This window comes from Lysinibacillus sp. C5.1, from assembly GCF_016350185.1.
GTDB classification, from domain to species: domain Bacteria; phylum Bacillota; class Bacilli; order Bacillales_A; family Planococcaceae; genus Lysinibacillus; species Lysinibacillus sphaericus.
This window is the reverse complement of record NZ_CP066226.1, coordinates 4,592,239-4,611,330: the sequence shown is the minus strand read 5'-3', so window position 1 is coordinate 4,611,330 and position 19,092 is coordinate 4,592,239. Positions and strand designations below refer to the sequence as shown.

16 protein-coding genes are annotated in these 19,092 nt (G+C 35.7%); 9 read left to right on the top strand and 7 right to left on the bottom strand.

Annotated elements, in window-relative coordinates; all coding sequences use genetic code 11:
* Positions 1-72: 72 nt before the first annotated feature.
* Positions 73-1,263, bottom strand: coding sequence for a M14 family metallopeptidase (locus I5435_RS22725; protein WP_337983025.1), 1,191 nt, complete (start codon positions 1,261-1,263; stop codon positions 73-75).
* Between the two features lie 352 nt (positions 1,264-1,615).
* On the opposite strand from I5435_RS22725, the gene I5435_RS22720 reads away from it, so the two are divergent.
* Positions 1,616-4,363, top strand: coding sequence for a CHASE3 domain-containing protein (locus I5435_RS22720; RefSeq protein WP_337983024.1), 2,748 nt, complete (start codon positions 1,616-1,618; stop codon positions 4,361-4,363).
* A 9-nt stretch (positions 4,364-4,372) separates the two neighbouring features.
* Positions 4,373-5,227 (top strand): CheR family methyltransferase, encoded by an 855-nt coding sequence (locus tag I5435_RS22715; protein ID WP_024364451.1) that lies wholly within the window; start codon positions 4,373-4,375, stop codon positions 5,225-5,227.
* Between the two features lie 107 nt (positions 5,228-5,334).
* Here the strand turns inward: I5435_RS22715 and I5435_RS22710 are convergent, their stop codons facing one another.
* The gene (locus I5435_RS22710; protein ID WP_025220879.1) at positions 5,335-6,477 is read right to left on the bottom strand and encodes a SpoIIE family protein phosphatase; all 1,143 of its coding nucleotides are present in this window, start codon (positions 6,475-6,477) and stop codon (positions 5,335-5,337) included.
* A 280-nt stretch (positions 6,478-6,757) separates the two neighbouring features.
* Entirely contained in the window at positions 6,758-7,768 is a 1,011-nt protein-coding gene (locus I5435_RS22705; RefSeq protein WP_337983023.1) for a hypothetical protein, read from the bottom strand.
* Positions 7,769-8,090: 322 nt separating this feature from the next.
* Between I5435_RS22705 and I5435_RS22700 the strand changes: the two genes are divergently transcribed.
* On the top strand, positions 8,091-9,434 hold the full coding sequence (locus tag I5435_RS22700) for a GNAT family N-acetyltransferase (RefSeq protein WP_337983022.1): 1,344 nt from the start codon (positions 8,091-8,093) through the stop codon (positions 9,432-9,434).
* Here I5435_RS22700 and psiE read toward each other — a convergent pair.
* Positions 9,382-9,831, bottom strand: a complete 450-nt coding sequence (psiE, locus tag I5435_RS22695) for a phosphate-starvation-inducible protein PsiE (RefSeq protein ID WP_337983021.1) — start codon at positions 9,829-9,831, stop codon at positions 9,382-9,384. The genes I5435_RS22700 and psiE overlap by 53 nt on opposite strands.
* A 263-nt stretch (positions 9,832-10,094) precedes the next feature.
* Between psiE and I5435_RS22690 the strand changes: the two genes are divergently transcribed.
* Complete coding sequence (locus tag I5435_RS22690) at positions 10,095-10,319, top strand: hypothetical protein (protein ID WP_024364446.1); 225 nt, start codon at positions 10,095-10,097, stop codon at positions 10,317-10,319.
* Between the two features lie 210 nt (positions 10,320-10,529).
* Here the strand turns inward: I5435_RS22690 and guaC are convergent, their stop codons facing one another.
* Positions 10,530-11,513: a GMP reductase gene (gene guaC / locus I5435_RS22685; RefSeq protein ID WP_029747417.1), complete on the bottom strand. Its 984-nt coding sequence runs from the start codon at positions 11,511-11,513 to the stop codon at positions 10,530-10,532.
* A 291-nt stretch (positions 11,514-11,804) separates the two neighbouring features.
* Here guaC and I5435_RS22680 point away from each other — a divergent pair, with 291 nt between their 5' ends.
* Entirely contained in the window at positions 11,805-12,227 is a 423-nt protein-coding gene (locus I5435_RS22680; protein WP_025220876.1) for a VOC family protein, read from the top strand.
* Between the two features lie 246 nt (positions 12,228-12,473).
* On the opposite strand, the gene I5435_RS22675 is transcribed toward I5435_RS22680, so the two are convergent.
* The gene (locus I5435_RS22675) at positions 12,474-14,423 is read right to left on the bottom strand and encodes a methyl-accepting chemotaxis protein (protein WP_025220875.1); all 1,950 of its coding nucleotides are present in this window, start codon (positions 14,421-14,423) and stop codon (positions 12,474-12,476) included.
* 246 nt (positions 14,424-14,669) lie between these two features.
* Between I5435_RS22675 and I5435_RS22670 the strand changes: the two genes are divergently transcribed.
* Complete coding sequence (locus I5435_RS22670) at positions 14,670-15,044, top strand: VOC family protein (protein WP_024364442.1); 375 nt, start codon at positions 14,670-14,672, stop codon at positions 15,042-15,044.
* Between the two features lie 115 nt (positions 15,045-15,159).
* Here the strand turns inward: I5435_RS22670 and I5435_RS22665 are convergent, their stop codons facing one another.
* Complete coding sequence (locus I5435_RS22665; protein ID WP_108031070.1) at positions 15,160-15,906, bottom strand: hypothetical protein; 747 nt, start codon at positions 15,904-15,906, stop codon at positions 15,160-15,162.
* Between the two features lie 282 nt (positions 15,907-16,188).
* Here I5435_RS22665 and I5435_RS22660 point away from each other — a divergent pair, with 282 nt between their 5' ends.
* The 3 genes from I5435_RS22660 (at position 16,189) to I5435_RS22650 (ending at position 19,081) form a co-directional block, all read left to right on the top strand.
* The gene (locus I5435_RS22660; protein WP_108031069.1) at positions 16,189-17,355 is read left to right on the top strand and encodes an acyl-CoA dehydrogenase family protein; all 1,167 of its coding nucleotides are present in this window, start codon (positions 16,189-16,191) and stop codon (positions 17,353-17,355) included.
* A 35-nt stretch (positions 17,356-17,390) separates the two neighbouring features.
* Positions 17,391-18,260 (top strand): transporter substrate-binding domain-containing protein, encoded by an 870-nt coding sequence (locus tag I5435_RS22655; RefSeq protein WP_025220873.1) that lies wholly within the window; start codon positions 17,391-17,393, stop codon positions 18,258-18,260.
* A gap of 113 nt (positions 18,261-18,373) precedes the next feature.
* Entirely contained in the window at positions 18,374-19,081 is a 708-nt protein-coding gene (locus tag I5435_RS22650; protein WP_337983020.1) for an amino acid ABC transporter permease, read from the top strand.
* The last annotated feature ends 11 nt before the right edge of the window (positions 19,082-19,092 follow it).

Below are 19,092 nucleotides of genomic sequence, written 5' to 3'. Positions count from 1 at the left end.
ATAAAAGCCGACCAAGTAGGACAAGTATCCTGAATGGTCGGCTTCGTTAAGTTTAAAAAGTAAAATTGGTTGTTATAAATACAATCCAGCTAAAAAAATACCTAACGCTTCTTGGTATATAGTATCGAACTGGCTAATTGGCAGCGGGTTTGTACCGCTACCTAGCTCTACTGTGAAGCCTGGTCTGCGCCAATCTTGAATAAACCAATCTTTATAACCAGCATAGCTATTTGCAGATTGAATGGGGTCATAACCACTTACTCTGCTAAATTCTTCTACCATTGTTTGTGATTCAGGTGGTTCAAGATTTTCAAATCCCCAATAAATGACCCTGCCTTGCGTATGAAATGCTAAAACCCAAGCAAAATGGCTGTTCCTTGTTAAATCAGCCATAGCAATAGCTTCTGGCTGGGTCAACGGAGCTTCCCCTCCATAATCACGTGGTCCTGGTGTTTGTGGATTGCGAGCATTTTCAAGCTCCCACTTTGCAGGAAATTGGTCGTTTAAATCAACACCATTAATGTTCGCCTTCCATCCAGAAAAGTTTTGACTGTTATGATTCCAAGCAATTAGTTTATTTTTTAATGCTTCGTTAGCTGGAGGACCGTTGATAACTAAATTGACGCCATCGGGGTTAACCATCGGAACTAGTGATAGCGTTGTTTGGTTATAAAGTGGTCCCATCGAGAGCCCTCTTATGGTCGTTTGATTTGTTAGTGCGAGTAAATAGTCGTTTAGAAAAGTCATGATGGTCGGTGTAGTAATCCATTCATTTGCATGAAAGGAACCGTTATAATGTATGCGTTTTGAGCCGTTTCCAATTAAAATCTCAGGAATTGGTTGTGCTAAAACGGAGTTGCCAATGGATGTGCTTTGAAGAAATGGATAGGCGGTTTGTAGTTTTTTTATATCATTCATCATCATGCTGTAATCATAATTTTGCTGGCCGTTTACGAGCCGCCAAGTTAGTCTTTGAGGAACTTGTATTGTCTGCCCAATGTGTAGTCGACTGGGTTGGATTTCTGGATTGACAAGTAAAATGGCATTGAGCGGAAGATTTTTGTTTTGGGCGATTTGCCACAAAGAGTCGCCTTGGGTAATGGTATAACTAGTTGTTACATAACCAGGTATTTGAATACGTTGTCCTACTTGAAGGTGTTGAGGGTTGATGTTTCGATTGGAGTCCAAGAGTAGTTGAAGGGGTATTTTAAACAAATCGCTGAAATACCACAGTGAATCACCAGGCCTAATCAATATATCCACATTTTTCTCCCCTTATTTCAAAATCATTCAATATAAGATGTATATGAAATTATAAGATGCTTATTAACAAAATCACGAAACAATACAAAAGACTTTCTTTAATTTGTCGACAAAAGAATGAATATAAATAGATATGTATAAATAGACAAATTTTCATTATTTTTTGGGGGTATTTTTGAAATGATAAGATTAAATGGCTTTGAAGCGGGAAATAAGTAGGGAGAAAGAAATGCCTAAATTTATAAATATGCAATTTTAGTAAAATGGATAAAAGGTGAAGTGCATCTGTAATTTTTAATTCCATCATTATACTGTTAATATGTTAGTAGGACAGGTAAAGGTAGGGAATACAATGGATAAAAAAATGAAAATGGGTATTCGGACTAAGATTACCCTCGGTTATGTAGTTATTATTCTTTGTTTACTTGCGTCAGTGATTATATTAAACAATCAAATTACTTCCCTACAAAAGGAAAGGAATTTTATTATTAAATATGATTCTCAAGTACAAACACTTACAAATCGTATTGAAAAATATATTTTAGATATGGAAACGAGCCAACGAGGCTATATTATTACGGGTGATTCGAGCTATTTAGAGCCATACGAAAATGCCGAAGAAAATTGGAAGATTGACTATGATGAACTCTATCAGTTATTAGAAAATAGGGGCAATCAGCAAAAGAAATTAGAAACTATTAAGGCTACGATAGAACATTGGATTGCGACATCTGGTGAACCGACAATACATTTAAAAAAAGAAAAGAATACGGTAGCATTGCAAGAATTTTTTAAAGTAGATGTTGGACGCAAAGATATGGACACGATGCGAAAGCAATTTGACGCTTTCCGTGCAGATGAGAACGCATTTACGCAAACTAAAGCAAAACAATTAGACAAAACAAATAGTAATTTAACTACGGCATTATTTGGTATCTTAGTGCTTGTATCTTTTATTGCGATTGTTATAGCTAGTGGGATTTCACGTTCAATCGTCAAAACAATAACAGAGGTCACACAAACAATTAAAGAAATTGCCGCTTCAAAAGGTAATCATCGAACAAGGATTCACGTTAAAACGAATGATGAAATTAATGCGCTGGCAGATGCGACAAATGAGTTGTTAGATACACTTGAGCGAAGAGAATGGCTGCAAGCTAATATCGCTGAAATCGTTACAAAATATCAAGGTATTTCTGCTATCACGAAATTGGCTGAAACTTTTCTTTCAGAAATGGCGCAAAAAACACAATCATCCTTCGGTGCATTTTATGTGCGAGAAATGCACAATAACGAAGTCTGCTTTGTGAAGAAAGCGTCCTTTGCTGACATGGGAGACAAGGTTGGTATTGACCAATTTAAAATTGGACAAGGTTTAATTGGTCAATGTGCGCTTGAAAAACGGGTTTTCATTAATCACGATGTTTCGCAAGATTATCGTTTAATCGGAACAGGTTTAGGTGAAGCACCACCAAAGAGTATTTTTATTTTCCCCATTATATTCGAAGATGAGGTTATAGCTGTCGTAGAACTTGCGACGATGAAGAGTTATACAGCGTTACAGCAGGAATTGGTGAACCAAGTAATCGAAACATTTGGATTAACGGTCAATAGCATTTTAGGACGTATGGAAATTGTACGACTCTTAAATGAATCAAGAGCCATGACAGAGGAATTACAAGTACAATCGGAAGAGCTACAAACGCAATCGGAAGAGTTACAAATGCAAACAGAAGAGCTCACGATGATTAATGAACAGCTTGAGGAAAGAACAAAAGAAGCTGAAATGAAAACGAAAGAATTAGAGAGCGCCAAAAAAGATTTAGAAGATAGTGCGGAGCAACTTGTATTAAATTCTAATTACAAATCTCAGTTTTTAGCCAACATGTCCCACGAATTACGGACACCATTAAATAGCATTTTAATTTTGTCTGAAATGTTATCAGAGAATGGCAACGATAATTTAACGGAAGAAGAGATGGAATTTGCAAGAGTCATTCATTCTTCTGGTGAGGATCTACTTGCATTAATCAATGATATTTTAGATATATCAAAGGTTGAGGCTGGTAAAATTGAAATTATTTTTGATGAAGTAAATATGAGTGAATTGCCAATGCAAATAGAGCAAATCTTTGCGCCAGTAGCTAAGAAAAAGAATTTAGAATTGCATATTTCGAAAGCACCAAACGTAGTCGATATTTTCTATACAGACGAAAAGAGATTCCAACAAATTTTAAAAAATTTATTATCAAATGCATTGAAATTTACGGAACAGGGTTATGTACATTTAAATATTAAGCAGCTTGATCATCAACAACTAACATCTAATATGCAAGAAGTAAGCACAGAATGGCTTGAAATTACGGTATCTGATACGGGAATAGGTATTCCAAAGGACAAGCATCAGCTAATCTTTGAATCCTTCCAACAAGCAGATGGGGCTACTGTACGTAAATATGGTGGAACAGGTCTTGGTTTATCCATTTGTAAGGAATTTGCAAAATTACTTGGAGGTTGGGTTGCATTACAAAGTGAAGAAGGGAAAGGCAGTAGCTTTACGCTCACTATTCCAAGTTTACCTAACGGCTTAAATACGACAGCCATAGATTCCGCTTATGTTGAAGTGGTCGCTACACTAGAAGCAGATGACATTGTTGAAGAAGTGGAAGAGCAAGTAGATGAAAGCTATCAGGTTTCTCCACAAGAAGTAGAAGTTTTCCAAGGGAAAAATATTTTAATCGTAGATGATGATAATCGCAATATCTATGCATTGAAAGCAGCGCTTGAAAAAAGAGGCATGAATATTCTCGTTGCGAAAGATGGATTAGAATGTTTAGAGATTATGGAGACGAATAATAAAATAGATCTTATTCTGATGGATATTATGATGCCGAATATGGATGGATATGAAACAATGTCTATTATTCGTACGAAAATGAAGCTTACTGATTTGCCAATTATCGCTTTAACAGCAAAAGCAATGAGTACAGATCGTGATAAATCTCTAGAAGCAGGTGCATCTGATTATATTAGTAAGCCGTTAAATCTAGATCAATTAGTATCGGTCTTACGCGTATGGCTAGTTTCTAAAGGGAGTTAAAAAATAAGCATGGATAATCAATTCCAAAATTTTGAGCTAAAGCAACAAATGAATAAGCATGCGGATATGGAAATTGAGTTACTACTCGAAGCTATCTATCGTTTATCCGGTTTTGATTTTCGACAATATAATCGCTCATCTATTTCTCGTCGCATTTATAATCGGATGAGGGTGAGTAATATACCGACTATTTCCCGGGTACAAGAAAAAGCGATACATGAAGAAAGTTTTTTGGAGCAGCTTTTGAATGATTTTTCTATCAATGTCACAGAAATGTTTCGTAATCCTAGCTTTTTTAAAGCGTTCCGTAAAGAAGTTGTGCCCTATTTAAGACAGTACCCAGAAATTCGTATATGGCATGCAGGATGTGCTACAGGCGAAGAGGTGTACTCAATGGCTATATTATTACAGGAAGAAGGACTAATAGATAGATCTGTGATTTACGCTACGGATATGAATGAGCATGTGTTAGAAAAGGCAAAAAAGGGCGCCTTCTCAATAAAAAAAATGCAAGCATATACAACGAATTATATGCTTGCGGGGGGGAATCATGCTTTTTCGGAATACTATAAAACTGACTATCAATACGCCTATTTCCATCCGGAACTTTTAAAAAATATTATTTTTGCACAGCATAATTTAGTAACAGATCAATCCTTTAATGAATTTCATGTGATTGTCTGCCGCAATGTTTTAATTTATTTTTCTCCTGCTCTACAAAGCCAAGTACATCATTTATTTTACGATAGTCTAAGCCGAGATGGCTTTTTATGTTTAGGTGATAAAGAAACGCTACGTTGTGACGGGATCATTTCAAAATATAAAGAAACTGTTGCCATTGAAAAAATTTATCAAAAAAAATAGAAGGTAGTCATAGAAAAAATCCGCTATACATTCTGTTGCAGACATTGCGTTTACGCTTGTCAGCAGCAGAAATGTATGCGGATTTTTGAAATTATTGACTCATAAATTTACATTGCTTGTGCTTGAATCATTAATACACACATATCGTCCGGTTGGTTTTTTTGCTTTTCTTTAGGTAGTAAATTATCAATCAGACATTGTGTATAATTCCATTTTTTTGAGGTTAGTTTTTGTAAAAGTTTTTCAGATTCTATTTCGCATGGTCCCATCGCCTCTAAAACCCCATCTGTATATAAAACAATTTGAACATCCTTTTGATATTGGATTGTTTGTTTTTGTACCTTTATTTCTTCAAAAAAGCCGACAGCACAGCTTCCTTGGTTTAAAGGAACTAGTGTAGTTTCATCAACAAGTGCGTATCCAGCAGGATGGCCCGCGTTAACGTATTCAATTGTTTTTTGTTCCGTATCAATCACTATGTAAATAGCTGTAAAGTAATGAATATTTTCTTCCTTTGCATTTTGCAGAAGCGTCATATAACGATTTAGTTCCTTAATAACGAGCTCGGGTTCCACCAACTGTTTGACAGCTTCCCTTAGTACAGAAGAGATAAACATACAAACGAGCGCTGCTGGTATACCGTGACCCATCATATCGAGTAAAATAACCGCGTAACGGTGATCGTTAATTTTATACCAATAGTACATATCCCCTGCTAAATTTGAAGAGGGGAGGTAGGATACCTCGATTTGAATATGATCTTCAGTTAAAGGTGCACTTAGTAAACTGCGTTGTACACGTGTGGCTAAATCTAATTCATACTTGATTTTCATTTCTTGTTTCATATGCCAATCTAATTCAGCCTTTAATCTTAGAGCAACACGAATTCTTGCAAGAAGTTCCGTCTTATTGATGGGCTTTGTAATATAATCGACCCCTCCAATATCGAGTGCTTCCGCAAGCTTGTTTTTATCTTCTAATGCTGTAACGAAAATAATTTGAATATCTTTGAATTTTTCATTTTGTTTTATCCGTTTGCAAGCTTCAATACCATCTATTTCAGGCATCATAATGTCTAATAAAATCAGCTCGACAGAAGTACCTGCGGGATTTTTTGCATCTAACTGAAGATAGTCGAAAAGCTCATAAGCTGATGAAAGAGATACACAGTTATCATAACCTGCATTTTTTAAAATTTTTTCGATTACGAATAGATTGACTGAATTGTCATCTACAAGAAGAATTGTCATAGTTTTTTCCCCTTATTCTGCTTGAACCATTGATGAAGTGCAGATTATAAATTGTATTAAAAATACTCTTAACATCATTATTATACAAAATATTAGAGAATAACGGTATTTTAATGAATTTAAGGTATATTTTACTAGGAAATAAGTTTGTTTTTTATTGCTAAACCTCTGTTAACTATAGGTGAAAGTCACAACGAGTAGTGAAAAAATATGAAAAAAAATCAATATTAATTTATTACCCTTTCTGTTTGGTGATTTAAACTATTTTTCACAAAGAATTTTAGCGCTTTTTAGCCTTTTTAAAGCCACTATAAATATCAAATGCACTTGCTAGAATCGTCAGAGTAATTACGACAAGTAGTATGCGATCTAGCGTAAACAAAATCTTTGTAGAAGTGGTTTCCATAATAGCCGCCATATAGGGTATTGCCGCACTATGAATAATATCAGGCTGATTTGCCATGACAATCAACACAATTGTACCCATACATTGAAGAACGGCACTTATAATGGCAATCGGCATGGTCCATTGTCTAACCTTCCATTTATATATGGTTAAAGCCATACTTAAAACGATGCAAAATAAAATAATCGGTCTATAAGACAAGAGGGTATCTTGGTTGAAAATAGGCATAACAAATTTTAAGCCACTTCTTTCATCCGAAGAGTAAATTCCAATCAGATGAGCGGCATTCAAATAAACAAACGTAAAAATGGCTATTCCTAATAGGCTAAAGATAATATCAGTAAGCGGTATATAATTGTCTTTGTCGATAATTTTTGTTTTCTTTAAATCTTCCGGTGTCCATTCTTTGTTGCTTTTCATAAAGAATAGTAGATTTTTCGTGTTACCATAGCGTTCCGTTATGATAAAGGCAATGGTAATCCAAAACAGTACTTGTAAGACTACTTCGATCATAGTGGCAATCGTTATAGATATGGCTTGAATAATAGCAGACAACAGCAATCCATCCGCTGGGAAGGAAAAAATACTTTTTACAAGAAGTACAATTATTGTAATAAGGATTGCCCAAGGAAGCACTACTTTGATTGTCTGCATGTAAGTGCTGTACAGTTCAGGACCAATTAAATATTTCGGTTCCTGTTGATAGCTCGCAGCAAGTTTTGCTGGGTCTCCAAGTTTTAAAAGAGCTTCTTTTACCTCTAATTCTGAAAAATCCTCGGGTAACATATCTTCAATTGTAGATTTTAATTCAACTCCAATCGCGTCCCTTTTATTTTTAGGAATCCTTCGAATCACTTCATAAATATAGGCATCAATCAAATCCAACTTTGTCATCCTCCTTATAGTAATGTATATAGCTCTAACAACGTTGTTAGAAGCAAAAGAAATAGCGTTTCAACACATCATATTTGAGGCAACTACTACGCTCTCTGTTTTGCATTTCCCAGCGAACATGTTGATATTGGGGGAAGCTAACAGCCCCGTTCCTTCGAAGGCACATTTTTATCGACACACATTTTTTAGCTTCTCTACAGTTATCATACAGTAATGAATAGTATGTGGTAATATATGTTATTAATGGGGGAGGAATTAATGTGAAAGCAAATGGCATTAAGCCAAATATTTTTATAATAATAGGAGGGTGTATATGCGAATTGTAAAGAAAATTCAAGAAGAAGAAGAAGTTTTAAAATATGTAGATATTGTTATTGGTGCTTATCCGGGAGTCGTGCAAACTTCTCCACAAACAAAGGAGCGATTAGTATCCATTTTTAAGCATAACATGAGCAATGAACCCACTATAAATTATTATGGACTATGGGAAAACCACAATTTATTGGGTGGTATGCGTATCCATGATTTTAAAATGAACTTATTTTCGAATATCATTCCAATTGGTGGTGTTGGTCAAGTTGCAGTAGACTTACTGCATAAAAAAGAGCGAGTTGCTAAAGAACTAATCGATCATTTCTTTCAAATTTTTTTAGAGAAGGATGTGCACATCGTTGCCTTATATCCATTTAGACCGGATTTTTATAAAAAAATGGGCTTTGGCTATGGACCGAAAATGTACCAATATTCAGTCCAACCATCAAGCTTTCCGAAAGGGTCCACCAAACAGCATCTTAAATATTTACATCAACAGGATCAGCAATTGTTGGAAGATTGTTATAACAGAATAGCACTGAAAAAGCATGGTATGTTTTTAAAAACAAAAAATGAGTTGGATAGCATTTTTCAAAGTTCGCAAAACTATATTATTGCAGTCGACAAAGGTGACCATATAGAAGGCTATATCGTATTTTCGTTTAAAAAGCAAAGTGAGTCGAATTTTTTGCTGAATAATATGGTTATAAAAGAATTTTTATATGAAACACCCGAGGCTTTACTGGAGCTTAGTACGTTTTTAAATAGTCAGGCAGATCAAGTAAATCGAATTGAATGGCATACACAGGATGACAATATTCATTTCTTTTTAGGGGATGTCCGTAATGAATCCAATCATTTAATTCCGAGTGTATACCATGCCAATGCTATTGTAGGGATTGGTTTAATGTATCGGATAATCAATGTAAGAGGTTTCTTTCAGGAACTCAAGCGACATCATTTTAATAATAGCAATATAACGTTTAAGCTTACTGTTTATGATTCGTTGTTAGAAGAAAATAATAAGCCTCTTATAATAAGAACGGTAGATGGCGCTCTGGAGATGTTAGAAAACGCACACTATGATGTAGAAATGATAATTGATATTGCGGAGCTTTCTTCGCTAGTGATGGGCGTGGTGACGGTTCAAGAATTATTTATGCTCGGCATGCTAAAGGTTAGTGATGAACAGTTTTTACAGGAATTGCACAAGTTCTTCTTTGTTTTGAATAAACCAACGTGTGTAACAGCATTCCATTCTAATAGAAGAAAGACGTTAAAATTTTTTCGTGTTAATCCTTTTTCATTAGGATGGATGAACGGATGGGTCTTTCTAAAGGTGTAATATTAATAATAAAATAGCTAATAATTAATATTAAAATAATAAGGGCATAGATTAATGTGTTAATGGCATGATCGTGTTCGACAATGATTAAGCGAATCATCGCTGTAATCCCTATATAGATAAAGTATCGTAGCGGGAAATGGTAATCCTCTTTAAAGTACTTAATAATCATTGTAATAAATTCAAAATACAAAAAGAAAATAAGAATATTTGCTAGGAAAAGTTTGTAGTCACTAGTACCACCTTTTAATAAGATGTTTAGAAACTCAATGAGCTCTTTCATAAGCAGGAAGGACAGTATAAGTGCTAATAATACAAGGCAGACGTTGAGAAATAATTGTAAAGATTTTGGGACAGCTTTTACAAGTTGTTGATACGTATTATGCTTGTGATTCATGTAATTCCTCCATCTTCTTATTTAAACATAATATTTATCTTATAGAATATGAATAAAACGTCGAAAAGAGAATAGCAATTTCACAAAAATTTGAGTTATTTGGTGTATTTTCTTACTTTTATTGAATATAACATGATAACGTAAACAGAAGATGCGTAATACTGTAAATAACTGTATAGTATTGTAAAAGAAAGTTTTTAAAAAATTTAGGCTGTATGATAAAATAGAGTTGCATGAATATAAAATAAAAGGGGTTTTTTTAAATGGCAAAATCAGCAAAATCTGATGCAAAAATTACACCAGAGCGTTTAGAAGAGGCGTTAAATGTTCGTGACCGTCTTATTATTGAGTTATTAGTTCAAGTTCTTGACGAGAAATTAGTCATTGAACGTCCTGTATTACGTGAGCGTTTAGGTAACCTTGTAGACCTTTCTGATCATGATGCAGAATTACAAGAAACTTTACATGCTGTAATCAACAAGCTGTAATATTTAAGCTTTAAAGGCGATTAGTAAAGCATAAAGATGTACTTCAAACAGGCAAGCTCCTTTGGGGGCTTGTTTCTTTGTCTATGGGATATTTCAAGTGCATTGTGTAGAGTTATCAACTTTCGCCATAATCGTATGAAAAGTGAAAAGTACCCTATAAGATAGATTGTTGTCTATCCTATAGGGTACTTTACGTTAAGCTAATAGTGCTTAGTAAACTTTATCGCCATTAAAAATTGAATTTTTTACAATAACGTAATCTACGTTGCGAATAGCCTCTAGCTTCGTGCCACCAGCATAAGAAATAGATGATTGAAGGTCTTGTTGCATTTCAATTAACGTATCTTTTAGGCTACCTTTATGTTCTACAAACATTTTTTTACCTTCGACATTTTTCTTCTCACCTTTTTGGAATTCTGATGCAGAGCCGAAGTATTCTTTTACTAATTTGCCATCGATTTCAATCGTTTCACCTGGCGATTCCTCGTGACCTGCAAATAAAGAACCGATCATGACCATTGAAGCACCGAAACGTACAGATTTCGCAATATCACCATTTGTGCGGATACCACCATCCGCAATAATTGGTTTCGTTGCAGCTTTTGCACACCAACGTAGTGCTGCTAATTGCCAACCACCTGTGCCAAAACCTGTTTTAATTTTTGTAATACATACTTTACCTGGCCCAATACCAACTTTTGTAGCATCTGCACCAGCGTTTTCAAGCTCACGTACTGCTTCAGGTGTACCAACATTACCAGCAATAACAAAGCTATTTGGTAAATGTTGTTTAATATGTTGAATCATACGAATGACAGCGTTTGAATGACCATGTGCAATATCAATTGTAATAAATTCCGGAACTAAGCCAGCACTTGCTAATTCTTCTACAAATGTATATTCCTCATCTTTTACACCGACACTAATGGAAGCAATTAAGCCACGGCTTTGCATATCTTTAATAAAGCTAATACGCGTTTCAGGGTTGAAACGGTGCATAATATAAAAGTAACCGTTTTCAGCAAGCTTAGCGGCAATACTTTCATCAATAATAGTCTGCATATTTGCAGGGACTACAGGTAATTTAAATTTGTGTCCGCCTAATGTAACAGATGTATCACATTCTGATCGACTGTTTACAATACATTTTGCGGGAATTAGTTGAATATCTTCATAATCAAATACGTTATCCATTATATACACTCCTAAAATACGAATATTTTTCGATGTTTATTTTAAATTGTTCGCCATTTGGTAATTTACATGATTTTCAATGAAAAGTCAAAGATTTTATCAAAATAAATAAAAAATAGACAGTTGGAGACAAGAAAGGTACTAAAACATAGAAAAGCATATCCTTTTTTGACAGTATAATATGAATGTTAGAAGTAAAACTATGGAGGATTTCCTAATGGTAAGACTAGCTTATCGTTCGCTATCTAAGTACAATAGAGTTGTTTCATAAATGACAGAGGAGTGGTGAGCATGGCAGTAGAGGTGTATTTAATTTTCAATGGCAATTGTCGAGAGGCTGTAACATTTTATGAGCAAGTTTTTAATACGGACAAGGCTGAAATTATGACATTTGGAGATTCACCAAGTGATCCAAGCTATCCATTACCAGAGGAAGCGAAAAATCTCGTTATGCATACACGCTTATCCATTTTAGGCAGTACGGTAATGTTTTCGGATACATTCCCAGGTTCACCGTTTACCATTGGTAACAATGTCACATTAGCTGTTGTAACAGATGATGAAGCGCAGTTACGACAAGCGTTTGAAAAACTGAAAGAGGGTGGCAAAGTGACGATGGAACTTCAAGAAACATTTTGGAGTAAATGTTACGGTTCACTTACAGATAAGTTTGGTATCGAGTGGCAGTTTAGCCATGAGGAAAAAGCTAAATAGGAAAATTGAAATAGGCTGGGACAAAAGAGAAAAAGTGTTAGATTGAACCTAATCAATCTAACACTTTTTTGCTATGTCGTTGTTGCCCGCGTCTTACATGGTGTGCTGTTCCTGCCGGAGTCACCGTCTCCGCTTGAACACTTCTCTTTATTGCAAAAGCAAGAAGAGCTAAGTTTTACATAAATAGCAAAAATTTATGAATATCTTTTCTCTGTTCCTTAAATTTTTTAGTTATGTCCCAGCCTCTTAATATTTAAAACGACCTACAAAGCTTTGTAACTCGTCCGCCATATCGAGTAAAGCTTTAGCTGCGGATGTCATCTCCTGCATAGAGGACAATGTTTGTTCAGTTGAAGCGGCAACTTCTTCAGAGGCTGCTGCATTCATTTTTGCATGATCAGTTAGCTCGATTGCCGTTGCAGTAACTTCTTCCACTACAGCTGATATTTCTTGAGCAGATGCAGAGATACCTTCCATTTTCGGTGCAATATTACGTAAACTTTCAGTAATGCTCGCGAATTTTTTACTTGTATCTTCTGATAGCTGTAAACCTTCATGTACATCAGAAGAAGCTTTGATCATCGTTTCCACCGATTTAGCCGTATCTTGTTGAATCCCTGTAATAAGGGAAGAAATTTGCTCAGCAGATTGATGTGATTGCTCGGCTAATTTTCTTACTTCATCAGCTACGACAGCAAATCCTTTACCGTGCTCGCCTGCTCTAGCAGCCTCAATCGCAGCATTTAATGCTAGTAAATTTGTTTGGTCGGAAATCGCACTAATAATTTCTAATATTGAACCAATTTCTTTTGTCCGATCATAAAGCGACTTAATCATTCTGTCTGATTGTGTCACGGATTCATTAATTGATACCATTTGATTTACAGTGCGTTCAACGGATTGACCACCTTCCTCGGCTTGCACAATCGCGTGGTTAGAAAGGTCTGTTACTTGCATTGCGCTATCTGCTACTTCAACGATTCCTTGTGCAATTTCTTCGATAGAGATAGCATTTTGGTCGATACCTGTTGTCTGTCTTTCTGCACTAATCGCTACTTGTTGCATCGCTTGTGAAACCTGCTCAGAAGAAGCAATATTTTGCTCTGCGTGGGCAGATAATCCTTGTGCGGATTCTTGTACATGTTGGACGCTACGGTCAACATTGCGAATCAGGTTTTTCAAGTTCACTTTCATTGAAATAAATGCTTCACTAAGTAAGCCAATTTCATCCTTAGAGTGAATTTCGATAAATTCCGTTAAATCGCCTTCACTAATTTTTAAAGCACTATGTTTTAGTCGATTAATTGGATTTACGACAGAACGAATCATAATCAGCATAAACATTACACCCACAACAATGGACACCGCAATAATGATTAAGTTCATATTAAACGTTGTAGCGGCCGCCTTTGTCGCTTCAGCAGTGAACATTGTACCAACAAGTTTCCAACCCGTTAGTTCATTTGTGATAAATTGTAGCTGTCGATCAGCTTCTAAAATTGTGCCACTATCCTGTTCATAAATTTTAGCGATATAACTTTCAGTAGCCTTGGAACCACTTTCTTTATCACGTTGAGAAATATATAGTTTGTTGTTATCTAATAGTGAGGCAAAGCCTGTTTTTCCAATACGAATATCATTCGTAAGGGCACTTAATGTAGATATATTGAGATCTAATCCGATGACTCCAGAATTATCTGGCAATGCTTGTGTAATTGTAATAACCATGTCACCAGAAGCTTGTGAAATATAGGGTTCTGTAATCGTTACCTGCCCTTTGTTGTTTACTGCTTGTGTATACCAGGGTCTTTTTCGTGGGTCAAAGTCACTTTGATATTGCTGAGCGGGCTCATCGAGAATTTTGCCCTCACTTGTCCCAAAATAGACAAGTTCAATCTCTGGATGCATATTTACGTATTCTTTAAATAGTGACTTAAGCTCCGGCACTTTACTTTCTTGTAAGTAAGATTGATTAAGTTTCTTAGTAAAATATTGAATGTCCTCAATCTTTGGCTTAATTGTACTAGTAATATTCGTATTAAGCATACGAATACTTTCGTTTGTACTTGCTTGTTGTTCCTTAGAAATTTGCTTCTCTGCACTTTGATAAGAAATGATACCGATTAATAAAGTTGGGATGAGAAGCATTGCTAAGAATGAAAAAATGAGCTTTTTCCGTAAACTTAGTTTTGTCAATTGTATAATCCTCACTAAAAATGTTTTATTGTTATTGTTCTATACTTTTCCCCAAGAAGGTAAATAATAGACGACTAGCTAATTTTAACAAATATACAATAAAAGTTAAGCCCTTATCGGTTTTTATTTTTAGATAATTGATCGTATCGAAAAAATATCTCAAAACTTGAAAAACATTCTTTGTTGATAGACATAGAAATGTTCTATTTGATGTATACTATTGCTCAGAAGAGGAGGGAATTTGTAATGATTCAACAAATTGGACAAGTAATGTTATATGTAAATGATCAAGATGCAGCTGTCGCGTTTTGGACTGAAAAAATAGGATTTGTAGTAGTAGCTGATAATAAGGAAGCAGGGATGCGTTGGATTGAAATTGCTCCTACAAAGGATGCCCAAACGTCATTCGTACTGCACAATAAAGAAGTAATTGCGAAAATGCAACCGGAATTAAATTTAGGGACACCTTCTATTATGTTTTACGCTGATAACATAACTGACATGTATCAAGATTTCCAAACGAAAGGAATTAAAGTAGGGGATTTAGTCATGATGCCAATCGGTAGAGTTTTTAACTTTGCAGATCCTGAAAACAATTACTTCGCTTTAGTGGAAAAATAAAAAAAGGGGGCTTTAAACCCCTCATTACTAAAAATCCGTAGGGCTGTCTACGGATTTTTTTTTATAAACACCAAAATAGTTCTATTTCCAGAGGGCTACCTGTCTTAATGAGCGTTTATGTTAAATCCTCACCATAAATGGCTACAGATTGTCGATCAACGGCAAACTCCCGACCATTCCATTTTAAAATGTTTTCAACATATCCTAATCCATCCGCATGATATCTTCCCGCAATTTCTTGATAAGCTAATATTTCATATGTGCCATCACGATCAAAATCAACAGGGTATAATCCACTGATAGGGTCAACCCAACCTTCAATCGGTTGCTTTAATGTGCCATCTTGATTATAAATTTCCGCTAAGTACTCGGGTCCTTTATATTGTAAATCAAGAATATATTGCTTTTTAGGATTAAAACTCCGCACGGATGCTTTATAGTTATTTAAGTAGTTGACTGAGTAAGTTAGTTTACTATTAAATGACTCGGTATCAAATATTGAACGTACTTTGCCGTTTATAGATGAAAAAATTTCACCGTTAATAATTCCTCCACTACCACCAGTATCAGAAATCACCATAATATCTTCTATATGATCTCCAGTAAAATCTCCGAGAAAAATGGTAGGACTATAGCCAACGTTTTCTTTCAGCCCAATTTGTTCGAATTGCCGTGTCTGCCCGTAAAAGATGACAAGTGTAATGTTTTTCCAGAGCGGGCTATCGGGTGTTTTAGTACCCATTAAAAATACAGTTTCAAAAAAACCATCACCGTTAATATCTCCAAATTTTGTTTGAATAATTTGAGGAGCCATTTGGGTCATGCTGATAGTACTTGGAGATGGATTTAAATTATTGTTCATTTATACACCTCTTTCTTAGTGTTAGCATATGTTTTGAATACAGCTTGGTGCATAAAATAAGTTGTGAAATAAAAGAGGGGAATAAATCCTATAATACTTACTAAAAAACTTGTAATTAGCCCATTGACAATTAACCATGTTGAAAGTATCATAATGTCAATGAATCAGAAAATTCAGTACCACAAGTTATCTCACTACTTAATGTAGGTAGAGATTTTTTTTAAACCGTTAATTCTTAGTAAATATATATGTTTTATATAATTTAGGAAGAAGGAGATTTTTGTGAAAGAGTTATTTATTAAAACGGAGCGTCAGCGTTACTGGCTAGAGCAGTTGGCTTCAATTGCAGAGCCAATCAAATCGGAGGCTGTAGAAGTCGACGAACAGTCCCGGTTTCCATTTGAGGCATATAAGCTACTATTACAAATCGGCTATCCAAAACTAACTTTACCGAAACAATATGGAGGAGAAGGATTATCTGTTTACGATATGATTCTCGTTCAAGAAACATTAGCTAGTTGCGATGAAAACGCCTCTCTTTCACTCGGATGGACATTAGGTGTTGTTGGCGAAATATATGACAAAAAGCTATGGGCTGAGGATTTACTCCAAAAATTCGCACAGAAAGTACAACAAGGTGCCATTATCAATCGAGCTGTCAGTGAATTAGCAACTGGTAGTCCAACGCGAGGTGGCCGTCCAGGAACAAATGCAGTATCGACAGCGGATGGCTGGTTATTAAATGGCCGTAAAATATTTACGACTGCATCGCCCGTACTCGATTATTTCTTAACGTCTGCTTGGATTGAAGAAAAAGGGCAAATTGGCTTTTTCCTCATTCATAAAGATGTAGCAGGGCTATCAATTGAAGAAAATTGGCAAATGTCAGCGATGCGTGGCACAAGTAGTCATGATTTAGTATTACAGAACGTAGTGGTTCCTACTAATCATTTAGTAGAATTGCCGAGTCATCCAAGTGGTGGCAAGATTAATGGCTGGATTTTGCACATCCCTGCAACTTACTTAGGGATTGCACAGGCAGCGAGAGACTATGCGTTACATTTCGCTAATCATCATCAACCAAACAGTTTAAATGCCCCGATTAGCACATTACCAAATGTACAGCAGTTATTAGGAGACATTGAATTAAAGCTACATCAGGCACGTTTTGTCCTTTATGGCGTGGCAGAGGCTTATGATGATCCAACAAGACGACATACTTTAACGAATGAAATGGCGGTTGCCAAGCATACGGTGACGAATATTGCGATTGATGTCGTGGATAAGGCGATGCGCGTTGTTGGAGCAAAAAGTTTACAGCTTACGAACCCGTTACAACGCTATTATCGTAATGTTCGTGCAGGATTACATAATCCACCAATGGATGATATGACGATACTAAAATTAGCGACAGCTGCCATTGAGCAACAAAAATTATCTGAACAGTAATCATATAATCACTTGAGATGAAGGAGAAATGACATATGTTTAAACAAAAGAAAAAATTATTTCAAATTGCAGCAGTCGGGTTGGCCTCTCTTGCTATTTTAGCAGGATGCAGTTCGGGCGAAGCTTCTAAAAATGAAACAGAAGATGGGGTTAAAGTACGTACTGTGAAGGTAGCATACGATCAAGCCTCTAAACCGATTAGCTATATTGACGATAAAGGTAATCCAACAGGCTACGACGTGGAAGTAATGAAGCTAGTAGATGAACTATTACCTGAATATAAGTTCGAATATGTTGGAACTACAAGTGATGATTTATTAATCGGTGTAGAGCAAGGAAAGTACCAAGTCGGTGTGAAAAATGCATTCTTCACGCAGGAACGTACAGAGAAATTCATTTTCCCTAAAGAATTTTTAGGATTAAGTAGTGCAGGTTTAGTGCTACGCAAAGAAGATGAAGGGATTAAAACATTAGCGGATTTTGCGTCAAAAGGATATTCATTAGCGCCGATTGCTGCTAACAATGCCCAGTATACAATTATCGATGAGTACAACAAAGCAAATCCTAACAACAAAGTAAAATTACAAGCAGGTGATGCCTTTACTGTCGATGTTGTGCAATGGGTAAATGAAGGGCGCGTTGATGGTGGTGTCATGATTGAAGGTCCATTTAAGCAGCAAGTATTAGCGGAAGATGGCGCTTATCATAATTTGAAGGATGAGGTTGTTTATAACGAATTTGCAGTGATTAAAACATGGCCACTGTTCAATAAAAAAGAACAAGAATTTGCGGATGCTTATGATAAAGCGATTGCCCAAATTAAAGAACAAAAGAAAACAAGTGAATTAAGTAAAGAGTTTTATGGCCGTGATTTATTTGAAGTGTTAGAAAACGTAAATCGATAATTTTAAAAGGCTGCCTGAGTCAAGTTACTCAGCAGTCTTTCTTAATAAACGGAGAGCGAAGGCGTTGAAATTTAGCTGCCTTTAGTGAAGACATTGATAAAGTTGGTGAGGAAATGGAGAAGTATTTTGATGCATCGTACATTTGGAACGCTATTCCCTTATTATTGCCGTTTTTAAAAGTAACCTTTTTAGTTGCAGGGTCTTCCATTGTACTAGGTATATTCTTCGGCTTATTATTAGCCGCTGCAAAGTTAAGTTCAATGAAGGTATTACAAAAAATGGCGAATTTATATACAACTATTATGCGTTGTACGCCATCCATTGTTCTATTATTCCTTGTTTATTATGGGGTACCTGCATTAGCAGAAAACATCGGTTTAAATCTTCATGCGATAGAGACAGCCTTCTTCGTCGTCGTGACATTTACATTGCAGTTTGCTGCAATTATGTCTGAGGTGATTAGGTCTTCCTATTTGGCTATTAATAAGGGACAGTTTGAAGCGGCTGTTAGTGTAGGGTTAACACCGTTCCAAGCTTATCGCCGCATTATTTTCCCTCAAGCGCTTGTAATCGCATTACCAAACTTCGGAAATGCCATGATTGCGCTATTACAAGAAGGAGCATTGGCATACACAATTGGGCTAATTGATATTGTTGGTAAGGCTAATTTAATTATTGCAAGTAATATTAATGCCCATGCATTAGAAATCTATGTCGCACTTGCGATTGTTTATTGGGTACTGTCGATTGTGATTGAAAAATTCTTTGCTATGTTAGAAAAGTTTTTTGGCAAGGGAAAAAGAACGTTAGAAACAACGTAAGGAGGCGTAAT